General features: G+C 62.3%; 22 protein-coding genes and 1 pseudogene. 8 read left to right on the top strand and 15 right to left on the bottom strand.

Translation table 11 applies throughout. From position 1 onward, the window contains the following. Positions 1-201 precede the first annotated feature (201 nt). The 6 genes from LDO22_RS01830 to LDO22_RS01855 all read left to right on the top strand — a co-directional run bounded on the left by LDO22_RS01830 (position 202) and on the right by LDO22_RS01855 (position 6,993). Positions 202-1,626, top strand: coding sequence for an extracellular solute-binding protein (locus LDO22_RS01830; protein WP_224025877.1), 1,425 nt, complete (start codon positions 202-204; stop codon positions 1,624-1,626). Positions 1,627-1,684: 58 nt separating this feature from the next. Further along, positions 1,685-2,629: a sugar ABC transporter permease gene (locus LDO22_RS01835; protein ID WP_224025878.1), complete on the top strand. Its 945-nt coding sequence runs from the start codon at positions 1,685-1,687 to the stop codon at positions 2,627-2,629. Continuing rightward, positions 2,626-3,453, top strand: a complete 828-nt coding sequence (locus LDO22_RS01840; protein WP_224025879.1) for a carbohydrate ABC transporter permease — start codon at positions 2,626-2,628, stop codon at positions 3,451-3,453. The genes LDO22_RS01835 and LDO22_RS01840 overlap by 4 nt, the downstream gene beginning before the upstream one ends. A 172-nt stretch (positions 3,454-3,625) precedes the next feature. Further along, positions 3,626-4,792: an L-rhamnose isomerase gene (gene rhaI, locus LDO22_RS01845; protein WP_224025880.1), complete on the top strand. Its 1,167-nt coding sequence runs from the start codon at positions 3,626-3,628 to the stop codon at positions 4,790-4,792. A gap of 6 nt (positions 4,793-4,798) precedes the next feature. Next, positions 4,799-6,835, top strand: a complete 2,037-nt coding sequence (locus tag LDO22_RS01850) for a bifunctional aldolase/short-chain dehydrogenase (RefSeq protein WP_224025881.1) — start codon at positions 4,799-4,801, stop codon at positions 6,833-6,835. Beyond that, positions 6,832-6,993: a hypothetical protein gene (locus LDO22_RS01855; protein WP_224025882.1), complete on the top strand. Its 162-nt coding sequence runs from the start codon at positions 6,832-6,834 to the stop codon at positions 6,991-6,993. Before LDO22_RS01850 ends, LDO22_RS01855 begins: the two co-directional genes overlap by 4 nt. A 389-nt stretch (positions 6,994-7,382) precedes the next feature. On the opposite strand, the gene LDO22_RS01860 is transcribed toward LDO22_RS01855, so the two are convergent. Genes LDO22_RS01860 through LDO22_RS01895 form a run of 8 tightly spaced genes read right to left on the bottom strand, consistent with a single transcriptional unit; the run spans position 7,383 to position 13,612 of the window. Next, the gene (locus LDO22_RS01860) at positions 7,383-7,826 is read right to left on the bottom strand and encodes a hypothetical protein (RefSeq protein ID WP_224025883.1); all 444 of its coding nucleotides are present in this window, start codon (positions 7,824-7,826) and stop codon (positions 7,383-7,385) included. Positions 7,827-7,842: 16 nt separating this feature from the next. Then, on the bottom strand, positions 7,843-8,016 hold the full coding sequence (locus tag LDO22_RS01865) for a hypothetical protein (RefSeq protein WP_224025884.1): 174 nt from the start codon (positions 8,014-8,016) through the stop codon (positions 7,843-7,845). An 11-nt stretch (positions 8,017-8,027) separates the two neighbouring features. After that, entirely contained in the window at positions 8,028-8,609 is a 582-nt protein-coding gene (locus LDO22_RS01870; protein WP_224025885.1) for a 3-phenylpropionate/cinnamic acid dioxygenase subunit beta, read from the bottom strand. Then, entirely contained in the window at positions 8,606-9,409 is an 804-nt protein-coding gene (locus LDO22_RS01875) for an SDR family oxidoreductase (protein WP_224025886.1), read from the bottom strand. Before LDO22_RS01875 ends, LDO22_RS01870 begins: the two co-directional genes overlap by 4 nt. Continuing rightward, entirely contained in the window at positions 9,406-10,743 is a 1,338-nt protein-coding gene (locus tag LDO22_RS01880) for an aromatic ring-hydroxylating dioxygenase subunit alpha (protein WP_224025887.1), read from the bottom strand. Before LDO22_RS01880 ends, LDO22_RS01875 begins: the two co-directional genes overlap by 4 nt. A 21-nt stretch (positions 10,744-10,764) precedes the next feature. Next, a complete protein-coding gene (locus LDO22_RS01885; protein ID WP_224025888.1) occupies positions 10,765-12,030 on the bottom strand; it encodes an FAD-dependent oxidoreductase in 1,266 nt (421 codons plus the stop codon). Further along, positions 12,027-12,347: a 2Fe-2S iron-sulfur cluster-binding protein gene (locus LDO22_RS01890; protein WP_224025889.1), complete on the bottom strand. Its 321-nt coding sequence runs from the start codon at positions 12,345-12,347 to the stop codon at positions 12,027-12,029. Before LDO22_RS01890 ends, LDO22_RS01885 begins: the two co-directional genes overlap by 4 nt. Continuing rightward, on the bottom strand, positions 12,347-13,612 hold the full coding sequence (locus LDO22_RS01895; protein ID WP_224027135.1) for an MFS transporter: 1,266 nt from the start codon (positions 13,610-13,612) through the stop codon (positions 12,347-12,349). The genes LDO22_RS01890 and LDO22_RS01895 overlap by 1 nt, the downstream gene beginning before the upstream one ends. 146 nt (positions 13,613-13,758) lie before the next feature. On the opposite strand from LDO22_RS01895, the gene LDO22_RS01900 reads away from it, so the two are divergent. Beyond that, positions 13,759-14,511: an IclR family transcriptional regulator gene (locus LDO22_RS01900; protein WP_224025890.1), complete on the top strand. Its 753-nt coding sequence runs from the start codon at positions 13,759-13,761 to the stop codon at positions 14,509-14,511. 769 nt (positions 14,512-15,280) lie between these two features. Beyond that, a pseudogene (locus tag LDO22_RS01905) lies at positions 15,281-15,727 on the top strand (Lrp/AsnC family transcriptional regulator); the annotation flags it as partial. Between the two features lie 45 nt (positions 15,728-15,772). Here the strand turns inward: LDO22_RS01905 and LDO22_RS01910 are convergent. The 7 genes from LDO22_RS01910 to LDO22_RS01940 all read right to left on the bottom strand — a co-directional run bounded on the left by LDO22_RS01910 (position 15,773) and on the right by LDO22_RS01940 (position 22,213). After that, entirely contained in the window at positions 15,773-16,390 is a 618-nt protein-coding gene (locus LDO22_RS01910; RefSeq protein ID WP_224025891.1) for an MBL fold metallo-hydrolase, read from the bottom strand. Further along, positions 16,387-17,493, bottom strand: a complete 1,107-nt coding sequence (locus LDO22_RS01915; protein ID WP_224027137.1) for an S-(hydroxymethyl)mycothiol dehydrogenase — start codon at positions 17,491-17,493, stop codon at positions 16,387-16,389. The genes LDO22_RS01910 and LDO22_RS01915 overlap by 4 nt, the downstream gene beginning before the upstream one ends. Before the next feature lie 45 nt (positions 17,494-17,538). After that, positions 17,539-17,763: a hypothetical protein gene (locus LDO22_RS01920; protein ID WP_224025892.1), complete on the bottom strand. Its 225-nt coding sequence runs from the start codon at positions 17,761-17,763 to the stop codon at positions 17,539-17,541. Positions 17,764-17,879: 116 nt separating this feature from the next. Further along, positions 17,880-19,277: an aldehyde dehydrogenase family protein gene (locus LDO22_RS01925; RefSeq protein ID WP_224025893.1), complete on the bottom strand. Its 1,398-nt coding sequence runs from the start codon at positions 19,275-19,277 to the stop codon at positions 17,880-17,882. 52 nt (positions 19,278-19,329) lie between these two features. Beyond that, positions 19,330-20,670, bottom strand: a complete 1,341-nt coding sequence (locus LDO22_RS01930) for an aspartate aminotransferase family protein (protein WP_224025894.1) — start codon at positions 20,668-20,670, stop codon at positions 19,330-19,332. Positions 20,671-20,765: 95 nt separating this feature from the next. Continuing rightward, the gene (locus LDO22_RS01935) at positions 20,766-21,164 is read right to left on the bottom strand and encodes a heme-binding protein (protein WP_224025895.1); all 399 of its coding nucleotides are present in this window, start codon (positions 21,162-21,164) and stop codon (positions 20,766-20,768) included. A 95-nt stretch (positions 21,165-21,259) separates the two neighbouring features. After that, positions 21,260-22,213, bottom strand: coding sequence for a phosphotransferase (locus LDO22_RS01940; RefSeq protein ID WP_224025896.1), 954 nt, complete (start codon positions 22,211-22,213; stop codon positions 21,260-21,262). Positions 22,214-22,291 lie beyond the last annotated feature (78 nt).

Genomic DNA, 22,291 nt, shown 5'->3' on the forward strand with positions numbered 1-22,291 from the left:
GAAAATGAATCGATCCAATTTGGTTGCGCCCGATCATCGAACCGTTTACGATCAATCTCAGCTAGCTCGCGATAGTTACGCAGCTCACAGAAAATTGTTACCACGTTTTACTGGTAGCAACCAAAGAAGCGGCGTGCAGAGCCTGCACCGAAGTCCGCGCAACCAGGGCCTCCTGCCCTTCGGCTGCGCGGCAAGTCGGAGGTGCGCGAAAGGCTGTCAACTGTTCTTGAATCCTCGGATCGGCGCAATCCGTCCGAAACATTGAAACGTTCCAAGCGCGTCGCAGCGCTGGAACCTAACTTCCAGGAGGCTGGATTGGGAATTAGAAAGAACCACGCCGCATTCGTGGGTGCCGCAGCGACGCTGGCCCTTGCTCTCACAGGGTGCGCTGGAGGCGGCGGAGCGGCAACGGGGGGCAAGACGACGCTTTCGTTCCTAGTAGACAACGCGGACGCCACCGTTGCAGCGGCCCAGGAGCTGGCGAAGGAGTTCACGGCAGCCAACCCTGACATCGTGGTCGATGTGCAGACCCGGCCCGGCGGCTCGGACGGCGACAACGCCGTGAAGACCAAGCTTGCCACGGGCGACATGGCCGACGTGTTCCTGTACAACTCCGGTTCATTGTTCCAGCAGATCAGCCCTGAACAGAACCTTGTTGCTGTGACAGACCAGCCGTACATGTCAGGGGTCTCCGACTCGTTCAAACCAGTCGTGACCGTGAACGGGCAGGCATACGGCGTGCCGTTCGGTAGCGGCATGGCCGGGGGGGTGCTCTACAACAAAAAGGTATATTCGAAACTTGGCCTTTCGGTGCCAAAGACCTGGGCTGACTTCATCGCCAACAGCCAGAAGATCAAAGACTCCGGCGTCACACCGATCATCCAGAGCTATAAAGACACCTGGACGTCACAGCTCTTCGTCCTGGGGGACTTCGCCAACGTCGCAAAGTCCGAGCCGAACTTTGCTGCCGACTACACGGCAAACAAGGCCAAGTACGCGACAGACACTGCCGCGATCAAGGGATTTCAACACCAGGAAGAAGCCGCAAAAGCCAGCCTCTTCAACAAGGACTTCGCCTCCGCAACATACGCTCAGGGCCTCGATATGCTCGCGAACGGCGACGGCGCCCAGTACCCGATGTTGACCATGGGGCTCGCGGGCATCCAAGCAAGCAACCCTGACAAGCTCAACGACATCGGGTTCTTCCCTCTGCCGGGGGACAGCGCAACGAGCAATGTCGCCACGGTTTGGCTGCCGGGTGGGGTCTACATCCCGAAGTCATCCAAGCACGTCTCCGAGGCCGAGAAATTCCAGGCTTTCATCGCGAGCAAGGAAGGGTGTGACGCCCAAACGAAAGCAGCCGGCGTCACCGGGCCGTATCTCGTGAAGGACTGCACATTGCCATCCGATGCCCCCGCTGCAGTGCAGGACATGCTCCCGTTCTTCAACGACCCTGCGAAGAACAGCCCTGCGCTAGAGTTCCTCTCCCCTGTCAAGGGACCTTCGCTGGAACAGTTCACGGTGCTGGTCGGCACCCAGCAGGCGGACGCCCAGAAGGCTGCGCAGCTCTATGACGAGGACATCAAGAAGCAGGCCCAACAGCTCAACCTGCCTGGTTGGAACTGATCAGAACCACAAAGGTCCGGGGCGGCCATGTCGCCCCGGACCCGCTCCAGGAGTTTCAATGACCGTCAACCAGACCTCGCCGACCGTCTCGCCTCCTCGCCAGGAGGCAGCGGCCCCGCCCAGCGGCAAGCCCTTAGCGCGGAAGGCCAAAAAAAGCGCCTACCCCTACTGGTTTTACCTACCGGCCGCGGCAATCTACGCGGCCCTGTTCCTGCTGCCGACATTCGCCTCGTTCATCTTCAGCTTCACGCGCTGGACGATCTTCGACGCCACGTTTATCGGTTTCGGTAACTTCATTCAATTCTTCCAGGAGCCGGCACTTGTAACCGGCCTACGAAACACCATTGTCTATGCCGCAGTGACTTCCGTGTTGAAGGTCGTACTCGGCATGCTGTGCGGAATCCTGCTCACGTCGAACATCATTGCGCGGGGATTCCTGCGTTCGGTGTTGTTCTTCCCGGTACTCCTGAGCACCATCGGGGTCGGCATCATGTTTAGCGTCCTCATGGATCCAACCAAGGGGCTCATCAACCAGGTTCTCGGCGTCGTTGGGATCCAAGGCCCCGCGTGGCTCGCCGACCCAGCCTGGGCGCTTCTCTCCGTCGCACTCGTGGACGTATGGAAGGGCGTAGGCCTGGCAACAGTGATCTACATCGCCGGAATCGTGTCCATTCCCCAGGAATTCTTTGAGGCCGCGAGGGTCGATGGCGCTGGCTCCTTGAAAACCTTCTGGAATATCACAATGCCGCTTGCACGTCCGGCGACGACGACGGTCATCATCCTTTCCCTCATCGGCGGCCTGCGATCGTTCGACCTCATCTGGGCCATGACTCAAGGCGGGCCCGGATTCGCGTCCGACGTCATCGCCTCAGTCATCTACAAGCAGTACCAAGCCGGTTTCTATGGGCTGTCCACCGCCGGAAACGTGGTCCTCTTCCTCATAGTCACCGCCGTCATCCTTCCCCTGTCAATTCTTCTCAACCGCAAGGAGGTCGAGCAATGAGAAATTTGAAACGCTATGGGCCCGGCACTCTCGCCATCATCCTGGCCACCGCGTTGTTCCTCGTCCCTCTCGCGTTCATGGTGCTCACCGCAGTCAAGGACCGCCGTCAGGCGGCAAAGCTCGACTGGTCCTGGCCCACGAACTTTTCCCTGCTCGAGAACCTTCAGCAGGTCATCTCGGCGCGGAACTTTATGCTCGTCACGGCCTTCGTCAACAGCACTATCCTGACTTTAGTAAGCATCACCGTTTTGGTGGTCCTCGCGGCGATGGTCGCCTGGGTTCTACAACGACGCCGCAGCCGCTGGAACGGAGTGGCCAACTTCCTCATCCTCTCCGGACTCATCATCCCGCCCGCTGTCGTACCGACTATCTGGGTACTTCAAGGACTGGGCCTGTTCAAGACCATGCCCGGGCTCATCCTCGTAGAAGTAGCCTTCGGCATGTCCTTTTGCGTGATGATCTTCCGTGCGTTTATCTCCACCATCCCCCGCGAACTCGACGAGGCCGCAGTGATAGACGGCTGCGGCCCGGTACGGCTCTTCTTCCGGGTGATCTTTCCGCTCCTACGCTCGGTCATCGTGACAGTGGTGGTTGTCCAGTCCGTCGCAATCTTCAACGATTTCCAAAACCCGCTGTACTTCTTCCCAGGCGACAAGAACGCCACCGTCCAGCTCACGCTCTTCAACTTCCAGAGCCAGTTCACAACCAGCTACAACCTGCTCTTCACCGACATTCTGCTTGTCACCATTCCACCCCTCATCATGTACCTATTCTTCAACCGCCAGATTGTCGCAGGAATGACCGCCGGCGCCGTCAAAGGCTAGCCCTCGCGCATCAGAGCTCACTAGGTATGCCGCCCTCCGATAGGTGAAGCGCCTGCCCCTTTTGGCTGCTTAGCGGGCTAACAAAGCAACCTCAGGCTCACGTGGCGGGCGGCCCATGCCATCTACTGAGCCAGCAAAAACAAACACGAACAAGACACCGGAAAGAACCATCATGAACGACGTAGCAACGGCGCTGGGCAGGCTCGGGGAGCTTGCCATCGAGGTCCCTTCGTGGGCCTATGGAAATTCGGGGACGCGGTTCAAGGTGTTCGGTACGCCCGGCACGCCCCGGACCGTCCAGGAGAAGCTGGCGGACGCCGCGAAGGTCCACGAGCTGACGGGCCTGGCGCCCACCGTGGCCCTGCACATCCCGTGGGACAAGGTGGATGACTATTCCGCTTTGAAGGAGTACGCGGCGGGGTTGGGCGTGGGCCTGGGCACCATCAACTCCAACACGTTCCAGGATGATGAGTACAAGTTCGGTTCCCTGACCTCCTCCAACGAGGCCGTGCGGCGGCGGGCGGTCGACCACCACCTGGACTGCATCCAGATCATGCATGCCACGGGGTCCCGCGACTTGAAGATCTGGCTGGCGGACGGCACCAACTACCCGGGCCAGGACGATCTGCGCGGCCGGCAGGACCGCCTGGCCGAGTCGCTGCAGGAGATTTACGCGGCCCTGGGGGATGAGCAGCGTTTGGTGCTGGAGTACAAGTTCTTCGAGCCGGCGTTCTATCACACCGATGTTCCGGACTGGGGCACCTCGTACGCCCAGACCCTGGCCTTGGGGGAGAAGGCGTTCGTCTGCCTGGACACCGGCCACCATGCGCCGGGCACGAACATCGAGTTCATCGTGATGCAGCTGCTGCGCCTGGGCAAGTTGGGCTCCTTCGACTTCAACTCCCGCTTCTACGCCGACGACGACCTCATCGTGGGTGCGGCGGATCCGTTCCAGCTGTTCCGCATCATGCACGAAGTGATTCGGGGCGGCGGCTACGGTAAGGACTCCGGGGTGGCGCTCATGCTGGACCAGTGCCACAACCTGGAGGAGAAGATCCCGGGCCAGATCCGCTCGGTGCTCAACGTCCAGGAGATGACCCTGCGCGCCCTGCTGGTGGACACCGCGGCGCTGGGTGAAGCGCAGCGTACCGGCGACGTCCTGGCAGCGAACGGCATCTTCAACGATGCCTTCTACACCGACGTCCGGCCCATCCTGGCCGAATGGCGAGAATCCCGCGGTTTGCCCGCGGACCCGATGGCCGCCTTCAAGGCCAGCGGCTACCAGAAACAGATCAATGAGGACCGCGTGGGCGGCCAGCAAGCCGGATGGGGCGCCTGATTAGTTATGACCGATAAGACTGTTGAAGACCTGATTTCCCGTTCCAACCGCCTGGGCGCGGACAAGCGGAACACCAACTTCGCCGGCGGCAACACCTCCGCAAAGGGCACCGCAACGGACCCGGTCACGGGCGAGGACGTCCAGCTGCTGTGGGTCAAGGGCTCCGGCGGGGACCTGGGCACGCTGAAGGCAGAAAACCTGGCGGTGCTGCGGCTGGACCGTCTGACCGCGCTCAAGAACGTCTACCCCGGGGTGGAGCGCGAGGACGAGATGGTGGCCGCGTTCGACTATTGCTTGCACGGCAAGGGCGGCGCGGCTCCCTCGATCGATACCGCCATGCACGGCCTGGTGGACGCAGCGCACGTGGACCACCTGCACCCGGACTCCGGCATCGCCATTGCCACGGCCGTGGACGGTAAGGCGCTGACCACCAAGATTTTCGGCAGCAAGGTGGTGTGGGTGCCGTGGCGCCGGCCCGGGTTCCAGCTTGGCCTGGACATCGCCGGGATCAAGGACGCCAACCCGCAGGCCATCGGGACCATCCTGGGCGGCCACGGCATCACCGCCTGGGGCGCCACCAGCGAAGAAGCCGAAGCCAACTCCCTGTGGATCATTGAGCAGGCAGAAAAGTACATCACGGACAACGGCAAGGCCGAACCCTTCGGGCCCAAGCTTCCCGGCTACGGTGCGCTGCCGGAGGCGGAGCGCCGCGTCAAGGCCGCGGCCCTGGCACCGGTGATCCGCGGCCTGGCCTCCACGGACAAAGCGCAGCTGGGGCACTTCAGCGATGACGCCGTCGTCCTGGATTTCCTGGAAGCCGCCGAACACCCGCGGCTGGGCGCCCTGGGCACCTCCTGCCCGGACCACTTCCTGCGCACCAAGGTCAAACCCCTGATCCTGGACCTGCCCGCGGACGCCTCGATCGAGGACTCCATTGCCCGGCTGCACGAGCTGCATGCCGACTACCGCGAGGACTACCAGGCCTACTACGACCGCCATGCCGACGCCGACAGCCCGGCGCTGCGCGGCGCGGACCCGGCCATCGTGCTGGTCCCGGGCGTGGGCATGTTCTCCTTCGGCGCCAACAAGCAGACCGCACGCGTTGCCGGCGAGTTCTACATCAATGCCATCAACGTCATGCGCGGCGCTGAGGCGATCTCCACCTACGCCCCGATCGAGGAATCCGAGAAGTTCCGGATCGAGTACTGGGCGCTGGAGGAAGCCAAACTGGCCCGGATGCCCAAGCCCAAGTCCCACGCCACCCGCATCGCTTTGGTGACCGGCGCGGCGTCGGGCATCGGCAAGGCCATCGCCACCCGCCTCGCCGCGGAAGGCGCCTGCGTGGTCATCGCCGACCTCAACCTGGAGAACGCGCAAAAAGTGGCCGAGGAACTCGGCGGCCCGGACGTTGCTGTTGGTGTCCAGGCGGACGTGACGGACGAGGCCCAGGTTTCCGCGGCCATCGACGCAGCCGTCCTGGCCTTCGGCGGCGTGGACCTGGTGGTCAACAACGCCGGCCTGTCCATCTCCAAGCCGCTGCTGGAAACCACCGAAAAGGACTGGGACCTGCAGCACAACGTCATGGCCAAGGGCTCCTTCCTGGTGGCCAAGGCCGCGGCGAGGGTGATGATCGCGCAGGGCATGGGCGGGGACATCATCTACATCTCGTCCAAGAACTCCGTGTTCGCCGGGCCCAACAACATCGCCTACTCCGCCACCAAGGCCGACCAAGCCCACCAGGTCCGGCTGCTCGCGGCGGAGCTGGGCGAGCACGGAATCCGCGTCAACGGCATCAACCCCGACGGCGTGGTCCGCGGCTCCGGCATCTTCGCCGGCGGCTGGGGCGCCAAGCGCGCCGCGGTCTACGGCGTGGACGAGGAGAAACTGGGCGAGTACTACGCCCAGCGCACCCTGCTCAAGCGCGAAGTCCTGCCCGAACACGTGGCCAACGCCGCCGCCGTCCTCACCAGCAACGAACTGTCACACACCACCGGCCTGCACATCCCCGTGGACGCCGGAGTGGCCGCAGCCTTCCTCCGATGAGCACCGCGGAATCAGCCGCGGACACCGCTCCGGCACCCGCCGGGGCGGTGTTCGCCGCCATCGACATCGGAGCGTCCTCCGGCCGGGTCATGCTTGGCAAAGAAACACGACCGTTTCTGGGGCGGGGTTCTTGGCGCGATGGTGGATTGGCCGATTGAGGGCGTTGTTCGCCAGCTGCTCAAACACCGACTCGGCGATAGCCAATACGACCGTTTCTGAGCGCGATCTCGGGCGGCAGTGGGGGAGCGGTCGTTCTCGTTCTCGTCTTCGAGACGTCAGGAGCGCCGATTTGGGGTGGCTCAATAACGGCCGTTTTTGATGTGTGTTGCCGGGGGCCCGCGGGTTGCGACTCGGGGAGGATCTCGGCAGCCCGGGTATAACGAAGGCCCACCTGTGGGGGACAGGCGGGCCTTAGCACCTAACGACATAGCGCTGTTCGTTAGCTATCGAAGAGACAGGGGCCTAGACAGGCGGCTTGCTCCAAGGCAGTGCGACTTCCAGTGGGCTGCGGAAGTTCGGCCGTCCGCAGCCTCGCTGGAAGAGCCACTCACGCTTCGGTTGGGCGGTAGTCTGGGTCCAGGTGGTGTTTGGGGGTGAGGAAGTTGTCGGTGAATTCCCCGCGGGAGACCTTGACCGGGACTTCTCCTTCGACGCCGAGTTCGACGATGTCATTGCCGGACTTGAGTTCTTCGGAAGTTAGGGCTTGGATTCGGGTGGCGATTTGTTCGGCTTGCCAGGCGTTGAGCATCCAGGTGAAGCGGTTATCTTCTGAGGTGGGTCGTAATCCGTAGGGGGCGTCCGGTCCTTCTCCGGGTATGAGGGTCAGCTGGGAACGTCCCCCGGCATCGGGAAGTGCTTGGCGTACATCGGTTGCCTGGGGATTGTCGGCGAAGCGTTGGAGCAGCCCGACGAGTTGGTCGAGGTCGTTGCGGTCGCCGAGGAAGAGAAAGAGCGGATGAAAATCGCTTGGCATGTGGTCGAAGCGCAGCACAGTGACTCCTTCGGGTTTATTTCTCAACGACTCGCAGGATGTCCTGCGAGTGGGTTAGTTCGGTGTCAGCACCCTCGTCTTCGGCCACCTGTACCCACTGACCGTCTTCCATGTTTTCCTGCACGGTGACCTGACGGCCGTCGACCAGTTCGAGGCGGGTGCCGGGGGTCAGATCAAAGACGTTAATCATTGGGTTTTCCTTTAGAAGAAGGTGGTCAGGTTCTTGGCCAGCAGGATGTTTTGGTCGAGGATGATTTCTCGGCGGGCGACTTTCCACCCGTCCTCGGTGAGACGGAGGGTGTCGTTTCGTTTCCCGACGAAGAAGTACGTTTCGTATTCGACGCGGTTCTGGTAGACGAGGAAGCGGGAGCGGACGTCAACTTCGCGCTGGGTTCCGTTGTTGCGAACCGCCTGGATCTGGACGTTCGAGACCATGTGGCAGACCCGTGAGAGCGGTTCTTCGGCGTAGTGGACGCCGGTGAGGATTTGTTCGACGCGTTTGTTTAGGGTCCATTTGCCCTCGTCAAACCAGCTGATGCCTTCGCCAAGTCGTGTGTTTTCTTTTTCGGTGTGCTGGCCGAATTTCACGTTGCGGCGGATGGGCATGAAGTAGGTGATGTCCTCGGTGAGGAGGTCGAGCCAGTCTTTGAACCGGCGTTCGTCCAGGAGGTCGGCTTCGGTGTAGAGGAAGTCCTCGATGTCGGCCTTGAGCCGGTGGTACTCATCGTTGCCGACGGTGCCCTGCTGGATGCTGGTCGCACCGGAAAGTGATTGCGCGGTCATTTGGTGTCCTTTCTTTTGACGGGGCCGCCTTGATTGGCGAAGCATCCGACATCAATGACGGTTCCTGAGATGGCTGCGGCTTCGTCGCTGATCAGGAAGGCGACGACGTTGGCCATGTCGGTGCCGGTTACCGGTCGGCCTGCCGCGGAGCCGGGGGCGCTTTTGTCGATATTGGCGATGTCCCCGCCTACCCGTCCCAGGCTCATGCCGGAGATGATGCCGCCCCCACCGGGTACCACGGTGTTGACTCGGATCCGGTCGTGGAGGAAGTCGTAGGCTGTTGCGGCGGACAGGGCGAACACGCCACCCTTGCTGGCCGCGTAGGCTGCCATGTTTGGCTTGCCCCAGCCGGCGCCCGAGCCGATGTTCACGATGGAGCCGCCGCCACGTTCGATGAGGTGTGGGAGCACTGCACGTGAGCAGAGGTAGGGACCTTTCAGGTTCACGGCCATGATCCTGTCGAACAGCTCTTCTTCTGTGTCCAGGATGGTGCCGAGAGGACCGACGGCGGCGTTGTTGACCAGGGCGTCGATCCTTCCGTGCCGGGACAGGCTGTGGCCGACGACGCCTGCCACGGCGGAGGCGTCGGTGACATCGGCTTCGAGCACGTCGATGTCGAGGCCGAGCTCGGCGATTTCCTTGCGCAAACTGTGGACCGAGCCTTCGGCGGTGCTTGATTGTTGGGCGGCGTCGAGCCCGAAGGCCGTGACGTGGTGGCCGCGTTCGGCTAGGGCGATGCTGATTTGCCGGCCGATGCCGAAGGTGCCGCCGGTTATGATGACGACTTTGGAATCGGTCACTGGGCGTCCCGGCCGAGCAGGGTGTCCCAGGAGGCGCTGTTCATGTAGTTCTGCCAGGTGCGGTAGTAGCCGCGGGCCATCTGTTCGGTGGGCTGCAGGGTTACGCTGCCGGGGAGGTCGAACTCGTTAGTGGCCTTGCCCAGGGACTGCTGGTAGTTGAAGGGGTAGCGGCGGGCCACGGTGCCGGTGCTGGCGGCGGTGGCATACAGCCAGTTCTCCATGTCGTCTTGTTCAGTCATGCCGGCCGGGCCGGAGTACCGCATGTAGTAGTGACGGAGGTAGTCCTTCACCTCGGCGGGTGCGTCCTTGTCGACGAGGAAGAAGCGCCATGCCTCGGTGCTCGTGGGGGACTGGGGGTGCCAGGCGCACAACCCGCGCGGTTGGCGGCCGTGGTAGGAGGTGTTGGGGAAGATCGATCCGACGAAGGGCAGAAGCCTGGCCTGCTCGCCGAGCCGGGCCTTGCGTTCCTCGTAGCAGTGCCGGAAGTATTCCTCGAGCACGGGGTTGTCCAGGAAGGACTCGATGTATTCGTTGACCGAGGGCTGGACAGCGGAGTGCACACCGTGGCCCTGGGGGAAGCTGACCCAGATGTGCTGGGCCTTTTCGAGTTCGTCGTCGCGGCGGCCCTTTTTGCCGGACTCGGCGCTGGGACCGATGCCGATGAGGTCCACCGAGCGGTGGCTGGGGTTGTGGTAGGTATCGCCAAGGAAGTTCTCAGCGGCAAACTTCCAGTTCGCGGGAAAGACCCATTTGTGGATGCCGATGACTTCCGAGCCGCCTTCGCGGCCGTCGCGGCAGTCCAGTGCCTGGTCCAGGTGCAGTTTCGCGTCTCCCAGGTACGTCAGGAAGTCGGGTGCGTCCTTGTCCCAGGTGGCCCAGATGGTGCCCTTGTAGTTGTGAAGCTTGGCAACGGATACGAGCCCGTTGGCTTCGCGGTCCAGGTTGCCCTCGTAGAGGGAGCGGTACTGGGGTACGCCCTGGAGTTTGCCGTCGGTAGTGTAGGTCCAGGAGTGGTAGGGGCAGGTGAAGAGGGAGGTATTGCCGGATTCGTAGCGGCAGACTTTCATGCCCCGGTGCCGGCACGAGTTGAGGAAGACCTGGATCTTTTTGCTCTTGTCGCGGCAGAGAATCACCGACTCCTCGCCCATGCGGGAGGTGAAGAAGTCGCCGGGCTCCGGGATCTGGCTTTCGTGTCCGACGAACAGCCAGGCCCGGGTGAAGACTTTGTCCAGTTCATCTTTGTAGAGGCTGGGGTCAACGAAAAGGTCCCGGCTGATGTAGCCGTTCTCCGTATCGACGTAGCCGTTCATCATTTCCCGTGTCATTTCAGTCATGAGATTGTCCTTTCTGGGGATTCAGCGCGAGGTTGGTGCGGCCGTCAGAGTGGCGGCGCTGAGGGCGGTCCGCAGTGAAAAACCTGGGGCGCTCAGCTGCGCCTCGTCCAAGGGCAGGCCTGAGGCCAGGAGTTTGCGGCTGGCGAGGTGGTCGCCGGGGCTGTTGATGGACTCGATGGCGACCAGCTGGTCGTCCCGGAGCCGGCAGACGGAAAACCGTCCCGTGGCAGGGTCGCCAAGAATGAGCGACTGGTCACCGGGTTGGGAGAGCCCGGCGATCTGCAGCTTGTCGCCGGCTTGGTGGCTCCAGAACCACGGAACGTCCTTGTAGCCTCCGTTGAGCTCTTCCGTGGCCGCGCAGAGTTGGCGGGCTAGGAACCGGGCCTGGTCCGCTGCGTTCTGCACCGACTCGACCCGCACCCGTCCTGATGACTCCGGCCGAGGGTGGCTGGCACAGTCACCGATGGCGAAGATGGACGGATCGGTGGTGGCAAGACTTGAGTCGACGACGATGCCGTTATCAACGGTCAGCCCGGCGTCCTGAGCAAGTTCGGCGTTCGGAATGACGCCAATGCCGACGAGGACGAGGTCTGCGTCGTGAAGCTGTCCATGGATGCGCAGGGCGGTGACCAGGCCGTCGTCGGATCGGACAAACTCGTCGATCGAGGTGCTGCAGAGCACCTTTACACCTGTGGCAGTATGCCGGTCGGTGAAGTGCGCAGAGATCTCCGTGGAGACCGCACGGCCCATAACCCTGTCAGCCATTTCAACGACCGTGACGCGTGCGCCCCGTCCGACCGCGACGGAGGCGAATTCCAGGCCGATGAAGCCGGCACCGACAATCAGGACGTTTCGCGCGTCCGTGAGGGCGCTGCGCAGGCGGGCTGCGTCGTCACGGGTCCTGAGGTAGTGGACGTTTGCCGGTTCGCTGTCGTCGAAGCTGAGCCGGCGGTTTCGTGATCCCGTTGCCAGAACGAGATGCTCATAGGGCATGCGTTCACCCGTTGCCAGAACGATGCATGTCGCGCCGCGGTCAATGGATGACACGGCGGCGCCGGTGCGCAGCCAAATGTCCTGCCCTTGGTAGTACTCCGCCGTACGGATTGGCAGCTCCGTCCCGGCGATGCCTCCAGCCATGTACTCCTTGGACAAGGGGGGCCGATGGTAGGGGGTGTGAGGTTCATCGCCGATCAGGGCGATACCGTCCGGGTAGCCGTTCTCGCGGAGAGACGTGGCCAGCTGTGCCCCGGCCTGTCCCGCTCCGACGATGACAGTACCGGCGCTCATTGGGACTCCGGCAGGTTAAGGATCAGACCGTCGAGGTCTTGGTCTACGCGGATCTGGCAGGAGAGACGGCTGTTGGGCTTCCGTTCGCACGTTGTGAACTCGAGCATGTCGTCCTCGTCGGGTCCCGGCTCCCCGACTTTGTCGACCCACGCCGTGTCGACATACACGTGGCAGGTAGCGCAGGAAGCTTCCCCGCCGCAGTCTGCCGCGATTCCGCTCACGCCACCGGTTAGTGCCGCACGCATCGCGCTTGAACCTTCGGCTGCTTCCACCTCCTGGGTTTTACCCTCGTGGTGGACAAAGAGAATCCTGGACATTATTCCGCTTCTTTCTTAGTTGTTATGGTGCTAGCCGCACCTGGGACTTTTTCGCGGACAAAGAGCATCACGATGGCACCCAGGAACGGGCCAACGGCAAGGGTGATGAAAGCCGCGTTGAATGATCCGGTTGCTGCGAAGACGGCGCCTACTGCCATCGGCGCAAACACGCTTCCGAGTTGCCACACCGCGTTAGCGAGTCCGGAAGCCGCTCCCGTGACCGAGCTGCGCACCAGCCTCGGAACCAAGGAGACGAGCAGTGGAGACCAGCCGTAGGCGGCGATTCCAAGGAACGGTGCGGCAATGATGAAAGCGATGGATGTCTCGAGCGTGCCAAATAGCAGGAGGATGAGGCCGAACAGACCGAGGAGGACAATGGTGGGGCCTTTCCGGGCTCCCTTGAAGAACCTGTCAGTGACGAACCCGATGGCCGGTTTGGCCAGGATCGCGCTGATGGCAAAGATTGCCACGACAAGGCCGGCGGTTTCAGGATCGATGCTGTGGCCCTTAATCATGAGCGCGTTGGACCAGGTGACGAAGCCGTAAAGACCCCAGAAGGCGCAGAGCCCGGCCAAGCACGTCAGGATGAGGTTGCGGTTGCGGGCCAGCGACCCAAACTCGGGTTTCTTGCCGGCCTCGCGGTTTAGCGCACGTTCCTCAAGCAGTGGGCCGGGGCGGACGGTGAAGAAGAGGGCGATTGCAACCACCACGGAAATGGCGCCAAATACGTGGTAGGAGGTCTGCCACCCGGACTGAGTGATCAGGGCCGGGACCACCAGGTTTGCGACGGCAGTACCAAGAGAGGTGGCTGTGGTGAATATACCCATGGCCAGGCCCTGTTCGCGGGGACGGAACCAGCTTGTAATCAACCGGATCCCCGCAGAGTAATCCGCACCCGCGAAGAATCCGACGACCGCCTGGATGGCGATGCCGACCACGGGCGACGTAGCTGACCCGAACATGAACATCGCAACACCGGCGCCAAGAAGGGAAATCGTCAGGACTATCCGTCCACCAAACGCGTCGGCGGCGAAGCCGCTGAGGGCGTTGGACACGACGTACCCGATGTAGTACGCCGTGGCAAAGGCACCGAGGCTGGCAATGGGCACCGCAAGGCTATCGCCCACAAAGACAGATGCCGGTCCCCATGTGGACCGATCAATAGAGGTGAGAGTGAAGGATAACCACGCGGCCAAGAGAACAAGCCATCGGTAACCCGGCAATCTGATCCCTGATGTAGTAGCCGTGATTTCTGTGCTCGACATTGAGCCTCCGGGATTGGGTTCCGTCTTCCAACCGGAAGGCGGAAACGAATTTGTCATTGCCCCGATTATCATTCTGTGATAACCTATTATCAGTGGGGTAGATCCACCATAGAGCGGTACTGTCATGGAGTCAACAGAGGAGTGCTATGTCCGCAGCAAAGTCGGGAACTGACAGTGCCCGCCGGGCGCTGGATCTTCTGTTCGCCTTCGAGAAAATGCCCATGGCCACGGTCCGGGAACTCTCCGATCAAACGCAGATGCCCCTTCCAACCGCCCACAGGTACGTGGCCATGCTGCGGGAAATGGGGCTGATAGAGGAGGCCAGGCACGGTACCTACCGGCTCACTATGCGGATGGCTTCCCTGGGGCAGGCGGCCCGCCAGGCGACGTCCCTTATTGACCTCGTTCACCCCTTCATGCAAGCGCTCAGTGACGAAGTTGAGGAAACCGTGCTGTTGGTCCAGCCTGTAGCTGGGCTGCCCGTTTGCACTCACCGCGTGGAGGCCAAACGGCGATTGCGGTTGTCCTTCGAAGTCGGGCAGCACATGCCTGCCCTACGCGGCGCAAGTCCCCGGCTGCTGCTCGCGAGTCAACCGGAAGATCGACGCCGCGCCTACATTGAAGAGGCGCTGGCCCGCGGGGAATTGGCGCCCGTCGCGGGCGTGGACGAACTTTTGGCCGAAGTTCGCGAGGACGCCGCGCGTGGGTGGGCGATCAGTAAAGAAGAGATCGACGAGGGGGTATGGAGCGCAGCAGCCCTAATCCGCAGCGAAGGCAAACCAATCGGCACGTTGTCAGCACCCTGTCCTATCTTTCGTCTCGACGAAGACAGAGCGGACACTCTCTTGAAGGCCGTGACTGACTCTGCTCGTAAAATCAGTACCGCCCTTGGTTCCTGACGGAGTCTGCAGAGGAGGGATTAACCCCATATCTCCAGGACGCGCCAGGTATTGGAACGGCTCGTCATTAACGACCGTTTCTGACTCGCGACCAGCATGCTTCCCAAAAAGGTCGAAAAAGGTCCCTGTCGTCGGTCAGAACTGAGCTCCGAAATAAAAGGTGGTCAAAACCTACCGTCGAGGCTTTTTTACGCATACGGCAGCGTTATTCGGGTTGCCAGGGTAAGTACCCGCGGAAGTCACTGGATTCCCAAGTAGCCGTAGAAGCGCCGTCTGCATCCTGGAGGAGTGAGCATTCGAACTGCCCAAGCAAGGACATGATGAAAGGACTGCTCGGAACTACCTGCAGCGACGCAACGTTTGCATGCCAATCTCTGATCAAAACTGGTACTCGAAAAGAATGTTGGTCAAAACTGTAGGTGCAGGCATTTTGCCCTCGCCGGCAAGGGCGGCAGTCGTCGGATCGTAGTGGACGAGCTCGTCGCATCAGGGACCGGTCATGTCTAGACCTGTTCGATGGCTCAGTAAGCAAGAGACAACTGGACGACTTGTTTGCTTCAGCTGCAACCAGGGATAAGCTCCGCGCGCAATCCGCGGAACCGGTGAGGATGTAGGTGTACAAGGTCCTCAGCTATCCCAGAACGATGCACCAGTGGAATCCCGGCGTCCTGACGCCGGAAGAAATTGAGGTGATGGGCGGAACCCGCTACTCGGAGGCACCGACCGCCCTGGAACACGTGGAGCAACTGGCAAAGAGGACCGGCAACTTCTCAGGGCACTGGAACGCGATGGCCGCGCCAGTTACGAGGAACTGGCGCGCATCACGGGACTCTCGGTGCAGACGACCCAGCGCAGGGTGGAGCGGATGCGGCGCGAGGGGACACTGTTCATCCGCGCAGTCTTCGAGCCTGCGCTGCTCGGATTGCCGGTAGAGGTGCTGCTGTGGGTCAAAGTGCCGTTTCCGGAACTGGACCGCGTGGAAGCGGAAATGCTTCCTTCCCCGTCAGTCCGGTACGCCGCGGTCCTCGCCGGTGACTTCCAGCTTGTTGTCGATGCCGTCTTTCCCAGCCGCGCCGCACTTTCCACGTACCTGAAAGAGTCCCAGTGGGCCACCCGGGCGCAGGCCATCGAGCCGGCCGTGGTGGTAGACGCGCTGAAGCGCAGCGGAACAATGGCACTGTCGTTCGGCGAAGACCTCGGCGGGTACAGCTCCTGACAGGGTTCGCCGTCGTGGCCGCTGGGGCAACACGACTTCCAGGCACTACGCCAATGTGTTCAGGGTTTCCTGTTCCGCGGCGATGGTGGTGTTGTCGCCGTGGCCGGTGCGGACCACGGTCTGGGCGGGGAGGGTCAGCAGCTTCTCCCGGATGGAGGCCAGGATGGTGGGGTAGTCGCTGTAGGACCGGCCGGTGGCACCGGGGCCGCCGTTGAACAGCGTGTCCCCGGTGAAGACCGTTCCTTCGCTTTCGAGGTAGAAGCAGGTGGACCCCGGGGAGTGGCCGGGCGTGTGGATGGCCTTCAGGGTTGCCCCGCCCACCTGGAACTCGTCGCCGTCTGAGTGGTACTGGTCCGGTTTGGCGTCGGGGTAGACCTGCTCCCACAGCACCAGGTCCTCGGCGTTCAGGATGATCGGGGCGCCGAGGGCGTCAGCAATCTCCCGGGCGGCGCCGATGTGGTCGTTGTGCGCGTGGGTGAGCAGGATGGCCTTGACCTTCCGGCTGTGTACCTGGTTGATGATCGCGGCGGCGTCGTGGGGCGCGTCAATGATGAGGCATTCCTCGTCGTTGCCTACGATCCAGACGTTGTTGTCCACGTCCCAGGTGCCGCCGTCGAGCGAGAAAGTGCCCGAGGTGACCAGGTTCTCGATGGTGACGCTCATGCGGCAGACCCTGCCGGCTGGACTTCGACGACGGAGCGCAGCACTTTGCCCTCGTGCATCTTGCCGAAGGCTTCCTCCACTTGGTCGATGGTGATGCGCTCGGAGACGAACGCGTCCAGATCCAGGTTGCCCTGCTTGTAGTGCGAGACGAGCATGGGGAAGTCCCGGGAGGGCAGGCAGTCGCCGTACCAGGAGGACTTCAGCGATCCGCCGCGGCCAAAGACGTCCAGCAGCGGCAGCTCCAGCTGCATCTCCGGCGTCGGGACGCCGACCAGGACCACGCGGCCGGCGAGGTCGCGGGCGTAGAACGCCTGCTTGTAGGTTTCGGGACGGCCGACGGCGTCAATCACCACGTCGGCGCCGTTGCCTCCGGTGAGGGCGCGGATGGCCTCCACGGCGTCCTCCTGCCGGGAGTTCACGCCATGGGTGGCGCCGAGGGACGTGGCCATGCCGATCTTGTTGTCGTCGATGTCAACGGCGATGATCGTCGTCGCACCGGCCAGCCTGGCGCCGGCGATCGCGGCGATGCCCACACCGCCGCAGCCGATCACTGCGACGGACTCGCCGCGCTTGACCTCGCCGGTGTTGATCGCGGCACCGATGCCGGCCATGATGCCGCAGCCCAACAGGCTCACCGCGGCAGCATCGACGTCGGGGTCCACCTTGGTGCACTGCCCGGCAGCCACCAGGGTCTTCTCGGCGAAAGCACCGATGCCCAGCGCCGGCGAAAGCTCCGTGCCGTCCTCGAGGGTCATTTTCTGGGTGGCGTTGTGCGTATTGAAGCAGTACTGCGGCTGGCCCTTGGCACAGGCCCGGCACTCGCCGCACACGGCGCGCCAGTTCAGGATGACGCGGTCCCCGGGCGCCACGGACGTCACGTCCGGACCAACGGCGCTCACAACACCCGTGGCCTCATGACCCAGCAGGTACGGGAAATCATCGCCGATGCCGCCCTGCTTGTAATGCAGGTCCGTGTGGCAGACACCGCAGGTCAGGACGTCCACCAGCGCCTCCCCCGGCCCCGGATCCGGCACCAGGATCGTCTCCAACGACACCGGAGCGTTCTTTTCCTTAACCACTACTGCTTGGACTTTGTGGACCATGAGGCTGTGTTCCTTCATTTGTGTTCTTGCTGTCGAACCGGCGGATCAGATGTTTCTGGTGCCGAGATGCCAGATTCTGTGGGTCCCGACACTGAGGAGTTGGCGGTCACCACTGGAGAGTCTGCGGACCCAGATGACACCGATGTCCGCTGCTGTTTCTTCCACTTGGAGCCCGTCCTGGTAGAAGAGGTCTTCTGAAACGGCGACCCTGTCCCCGGCCTGGAGAATGGACCAGTCCTCTATTTCAACTGCCTGGGTATGGCGGTTCATTGAATCCTCCGCAATATCGCTTGGCACTACCGCTCGCTGTAACTACGAAGCGACCCTCAGCCTTGGCCTTCCGCGGTGGGGCACTGCCTGCAGCGGTGCCCCCCGTCAGTGGTGTTTCAGCCGTTGATGATTTGGGGCACGCCGAGGTGTTTGAGTCCTTCGACGCCGAATTCGAGCCCGTAGCCGGATTGTTTCGCGCCACCGAAAGGGATACGTGGGTCGACGGCGCCGTGTTTGTTGATCCAGACGGTACCTGCTTGGATTCGGGCGGCGACGTTGCGGGCTGTTGCCGGGTTGGAGGACCAGACGGAGGCGCCGAGGCCGACGTCGAGGGCGTTTGCTTTCTGGATTGCTTCGTCGATGGTGCTGTAGCGGATGATGGGCAGGGCAGGGCCGAATTGTTCTTCGGCGACGAGCGGGTTGTCGTTGTCGACGTCGGCCACGAGGGTGGTGGGGTAGAAGTAGCCGGGCTGGTCAGTGTCCGGGTTTCCGCCGAGGAGGACGCGGGCCCCGGAGGCTTTGGCGGCCTCGACCAGGTTCGCGACGATCTCGTACTGTGCCTTGTTCTGCAGCGGTCCCAGGACATTGTTTTCGTCCAGGCCGTTGCCCATCGGCATGGCCTTGGCCACATTGGTGAGCTCCTCGCAGACGGCGTCGTAGATGTCGTCGTGGACGTAGAGGCGTTTCAGGGCAGCGCAGGTTTGGCCGGTGTTGATGAAGGCACCCCAGAACAGACCTTCGGCGATGGCCTTCGGGTCGGCGTCGGGCAGGACGATGCCGGCGTCGTTACCGCCGAGCTCCAGGGTGAGCCGCTTGACGGTGTCCGCGGAGGATTTGATGATCGCCTTGCCCGTTGCGGTGGAGCCGGTGAACATGATCTTCCCGATGGAAGGGTGCGAGGCGAGGGCCTCGCCTACATCGCGTCCGCCGGAGACCACGGTGAGGAGTCCTTCGGGCAGTGCTTCGTTGAGGGTTTCAACGAGGGCAAGCACGCTGAGCGGGGTGTATTCGGAGGGTTTGACCACCACGGCGTTGCCCATTCTCAGTGCGGGGGCGACCTGCCATACGGTGATCATCATGGGCCAGTTCCATGGCCCGATGGCCCCGACGACGCCGATGGGCCGGTAATGCAGCTCCGCACGGGTTTCACCGTCATCGACCAGGGTTTCCGATTCGAGCGGTGTCCCGGCGGCGGCGCGGAGCCAGGCGGCGCAGGCGCCGACTTCGAAGCGGGCGTTGGGGCCGTTCAGCGGTTTGCCCTGCTCGCGGGACAGCAATTGGGCGAGTTCTTCCGCGCGCGCTTCGACGGCGTCGGCGGCCTTCAGCAGTGCAGCGGACCGTGCCTCGTGACCGAGTGTGGCCCAGCCGGGCTGGGCGGCGACGGCTACGTCGATGGCGTGCTGCAGGTCCGCGACCGTGTGGACGGGTGCGTCGCCGACGGGTTCACCGGTGGCGGGATTGAAGATGGTCCGGGTGGAGACGGAGTCCTGGGTAAGGACAGGCGTGGTGTTCATGGCATTCTCCTCATTGAGTGGTTAGTTGTTGTTCCGGGTGAATCCGGGATGGTCACCATTGGTTTTGATCAGCTGGGTCGTTGAGTGTTTCCAGTGCCAGACGGAGTTGCTCGATCATGTGTTGGGCGTGTTCGAGTTCGAAGACGAGCGGTGGCCTCATTTTGAGGACGTTTTCGTGGCGACCGATCTTTCCGATCAGGACGCCGCGGGAACGCATCTCTTCTGTGAGTGCCTTGGTGGCGGCGGGGTCCGGCGTCGCATCGTCGGGATTGACGATTTCCAGGCCAAAGAAGAGGCCCCGGCCGCGTACGTTCTTGATCCTGGGGTTGCCCTTAGTAAGGGCTGCGAGTTCGTCAGCGATGTATTTGCCGAGTTGGTGTGCATTGTCAAGAAGCCCGTTCTCTTCCATGACCTGCAGGACAGCAAGGCCTGCTGCCGACGAAACGGGGTTTCCAGCAAATGTGTTGAAGTAGGTGTTGTTTTCCCCGAATTCCTCCATCAGTGCGTGCGTGGTGATGACGCCACCTACGGGGTGGCCGTTACCCATCGGCTTGCCAAGCGTCACCAGATCAGGGGTCCTGGCGAAAGCCTGGTGGCCCCACATGTGGTTGCCGGTCCGTCCGAAGCCCGACTGGACCTCGTCCGCTATGACCAGTCCGCCGGCGGCCCGGACCCGGTCGGTGACCGCCTCGATGTAGCCCTCGGGGGTCTGCAGGAGTCCCTCGGTTGAGAACAGCGGGTCATACAGGATGGCTGAGACGCCGTAGCCTTCGGCCTGGAGCGAGGAGATGGCTGCGTCGACGTCGCGCAGCGCTTCCTGGAGGAGGCGCTTTCGTTTAGCCGGTGTCAGCCCTGCTGCGTCCGGAATCCGAAGGGGGCGTACGTGGGCGCCGAGGGGTTCTTTGACCTGGAGGCCGGTGGTCAATTCGGCAAGGGTCGTGGTGTTGCCGTGGTAGCTGTGGTCCGAAATAAGGATGCCGGTGTTGCCGGTGTGTTGCCGTGCGATTCGCAGCGCGAGCTCGTTTGCTTCCGATCCGCTGTTGGTGAAAAACACCCGCTCCAAGGGGGAATCAAAGAGCGCCAGCAGCTTTTCCGCGTACTCAACGACGCGCGAGTTGAGGTACCTCGTGTGGAGGTTGACGGTCTGCAGCTGGGCTGTGATTGCTTCGCGGACGACAGGGTTGGAGTGTCCGACGTGGGGAACGTTGTTGTAGACATCCAGGTAGGTCTTGCCGGTGGCGTCGTGGACCCACACGCCTTCGCCGGCCACGATTTCCAGGGGAGTGGCATAGAACAGCGGGGAGTGGCGCCCGATGGTGCGTTCGCGGCGGTCAATGAGGCTTTCTTGAAGGAGCGCGTCGGGTGCCGGTTCTGTGGCTGTTTCGAGTGTCATTGCTGTCCTTGGCCGTTGGTGCGGATTTAAGTCCGGAACATGAGTCGGTGGGTGTTGCCGGGGTCGGACGGTCGATGGCCGGCCCCGGCAACCGGTTAGAGGGCTTGGGCGCCGGCAGTAGCGACCAGGTGGTCGTTTTCAACGGTGCTGCCGCTGACACCGATGGCGCCGACGGTGACCCCGTCTTTGGTCAGTGGGATGCCTCCGGGAAAGGTGATCAGGCCGCCATTGGATACTTCGATGTTGAACAGCGGTCCGCCGGGCTGCGAGATGGAGCCGATGTCTCCGGTCGGCATGTCGAAGTAGCGCGCCGTGCGTGCCTTCTTGATGGCGATGTCTATGCTGCCAAGCCACGCACCGTCCATGCGGGTGAAGGCCTTGAGGTTTCCGCCGGCGTCTACAACGGCAATGTTCATCAGGGTTTCCGAGGACAGGGCTGCCTCTCGTGCCGCTTCAACTATCTTGTGTGCTTCTTGCTGCGTGATGTCGTTCATCTGTTGCTCCGAAATCTTTTCCTGTTTAAGGGCGTAGTTGTATTGACTGGCGTAGAGCCAGCCCTGGTCAGGTGCTAACGCGCGCGGGGGTTTTGTTAGACGAGAGCTGCCGGTTTTGCGGCTGCCTTTATTAAGTCGGGGAAGTCAGGGGCTGTTATTTCAGTGACCAACCCCTCCCAACAGGTACGCAGTTCCCCTGCGTAGTCGGCGTCGTCATTGGGTGCGGCGTTGCCCATGGCGGTGATCCACAGTCCGCTGTTGGACCAATGAGCCACTGCCATGAAGAGCCTGGCACGCGCCATTTTTACCGGGTCAGCGTTGCCGAAGTAGGCCTCAAAGAGTGCGCGTGCCTTCTCTTTCCCGAATCCGTTTTGCGCTGCAATGAATCCAATCTCGTAGCACGGGTCCGAGTTGCCGGCGAGATCCCAGTCGATGATGTTGTAGGTCATCGAGGAGGTGTCCTTGATGATGTTTGCATCCCAAATGTCCAAATGGCAGGGAACAAACTGGGAAGGATCCAGGGCCAGGACGGTCTCCAGGCGGTCCATCAGGGCCTGGATGGCTGACGTTCCGGGCGGCAGCTCGATACCTTGTCTTCTGGCGGCCTCCATCCTTTGTCGGGCCAGGTTGAAGGGGTTGATGTCGTTGAGGAACCGGCGGCCGGAGTGATGAAGCCGGTGAAGGGCAGGGACGAGTCGGGTGACGGAGTCATCGTCGTCGCTTAGCCTCGGGTGGCCTCCCGGAACAAAGTCGAGGGCCAGCGCCAAGGGTTCGTTTGAGACTGTTATGACGGGCGCGCCTACGCCGATGTCGGCGGCAATTCTCGTGTTCTCCAGAACCACGTGGGCGGCGGGCAGAACTCCTACCGTTTCCCAGTAGTTGTTCCAGAGCTTGACGACGCAGCGACGGGAACCGTCCTCGACGAGGTAGTTCTTATGGGCCTGGCCGCCGGAGAGGGAATGTGCGGTGACGTGACAGCCAGCCCAGTCGGGGTTCGTCGAAAGCACCGCCTCAATGCTGGTGATTTCGGTATCAGGGACGATGGTCATTAGGATTGGATGTCCTTCGATGTTCGAATGCAGGTGCACTGTGTTGGGGTCGGAGGTTGTCCTGGCTGCACTGTTCGC

Source organism: Arthrobacter sp. NicSoilC5, assembly GCF_019977395.1.
Classification (GTDB): Bacteria; Actinomycetota; Actinomycetes; order Actinomycetales; family Micrococcaceae; genus Arthrobacter.

What these genes read in the sequence shown, in the direction of transcription:
- LDO22_RS01835 (WP_224025878.1), top strand. Translation starts at nt 1,685, where the DNA reads ATGACCGTCAACCAGACCTCGCCGACCGTCTCGCCTCCTCGCCAGGAG.
- LDO22_RS01840 (WP_224025879.1), top strand. Translation starts at nt 2,626, where the DNA reads ATGAGAAATTTGAAACGCTATGGGCCCGGCACTCTCGCCATCATCCTG.
- rhaI (WP_224025880.1), top strand. Translation starts at nt 3,626, where the DNA reads ATGAACGACGTAGCAACGGCGCTGGGCAGGCTCGGGGAGCTTGCCATC.
- LDO22_RS01850 (WP_224025881.1), top strand. Translation starts at nt 4,799, where the DNA reads ATGACCGATAAGACTGTTGAAGACCTGATTTCCCGTTCCAACCGCCTG.
- LDO22_RS01855 (WP_224025882.1), top strand. Translation starts at nt 6,832, where the DNA reads ATGAGCACCGCGGAATCAGCCGCGGACACCGCTCCGGCACCCGCCGGG.
- LDO22_RS01865 (WP_224025884.1), bottom strand. Translation starts at nt 8,016, where the DNA reads ATGATTAACGTCTTTGATCTGACCCCCGGCACCCGCCTCGAACTGGTC.
- LDO22_RS01870 (WP_224025885.1), bottom strand. Translation starts at nt 8,609, where the DNA reads ATGACCGCGCAATCACTTTCCGGTGCGACCAGCATCCAGCAGGGCACC.
- LDO22_RS01880 (WP_224025887.1), bottom strand. Translation starts at nt 10,743, where the DNA reads ATGACTGAAATGACACGGGAAATGATGAACGGCTACGTCGATACGGAG.
- LDO22_RS01885 (WP_224025888.1), bottom strand. Translation starts at nt 12,030, where the DNA reads ATGAGCGCCGGTACTGTCATCGTCGGAGCGGGACAGGCCGGGGCACAG.
- LDO22_RS01890 (WP_224025889.1), bottom strand. Translation starts at nt 12,347, where the DNA reads ATGTCCAGGATTCTCTTTGTCCACCACGAGGGTAAAACCCAGGAGGTG.
- LDO22_RS01895 (WP_224027135.1), bottom strand. Translation starts at nt 13,612, where the DNA reads ATGTCGAGCACAGAAATCACGGCTACTACATCAGGGATCAGATTGCCG.
- LDO22_RS01900 (WP_224025890.1), top strand. Translation starts at nt 13,759, where the DNA reads ATGTCCGCAGCAAAGTCGGGAACTGACAGTGCCCGCCGGGCGCTGGAT.
- LDO22_RS01910 (WP_224025891.1), bottom strand. Translation starts at nt 16,390, where the DNA reads ATGAGCGTCACCATCGAGAACCTGGTCACCTCGGGCACTTTCTCGCTC.
- LDO22_RS01915 (WP_224027137.1), bottom strand. Translation starts at nt 17,493, where the DNA reads ATGGTCCACAAAGTCCAAGCAGTAGTGGTTAAGGAAAAGAACGCTCCG.
- LDO22_RS01920 (WP_224025892.1), bottom strand. Translation starts at nt 17,763, where the DNA reads ATGAACCGCCATACCCAGGCAGTTGAAATAGAGGACTGGTCCATTCTC.
- LDO22_RS01925 (WP_224025893.1), bottom strand. Translation starts at nt 19,277, where the DNA reads ATGAACACCACGCCTGTCCTTACCCAGGACTCCGTCTCCACCCGGACC.
- LDO22_RS01930 (WP_224025894.1), bottom strand. Translation starts at nt 20,670, where the DNA reads ATGACACTCGAAACAGCCACAGAACCGGCACCCGACGCGCTCCTTCAA.
- LDO22_RS01935 (WP_224025895.1), bottom strand. Translation starts at nt 21,164, where the DNA reads ATGAACGACATCACGCAGCAAGAAGCACACAAGATAGTTGAAGCGGCA.
- LDO22_RS01940 (WP_224025896.1), bottom strand. Translation starts at nt 22,213, where the DNA reads ATGACCATCGTCCCTGATACCGAAATCACCAGCATTGAGGCGGTGCTT.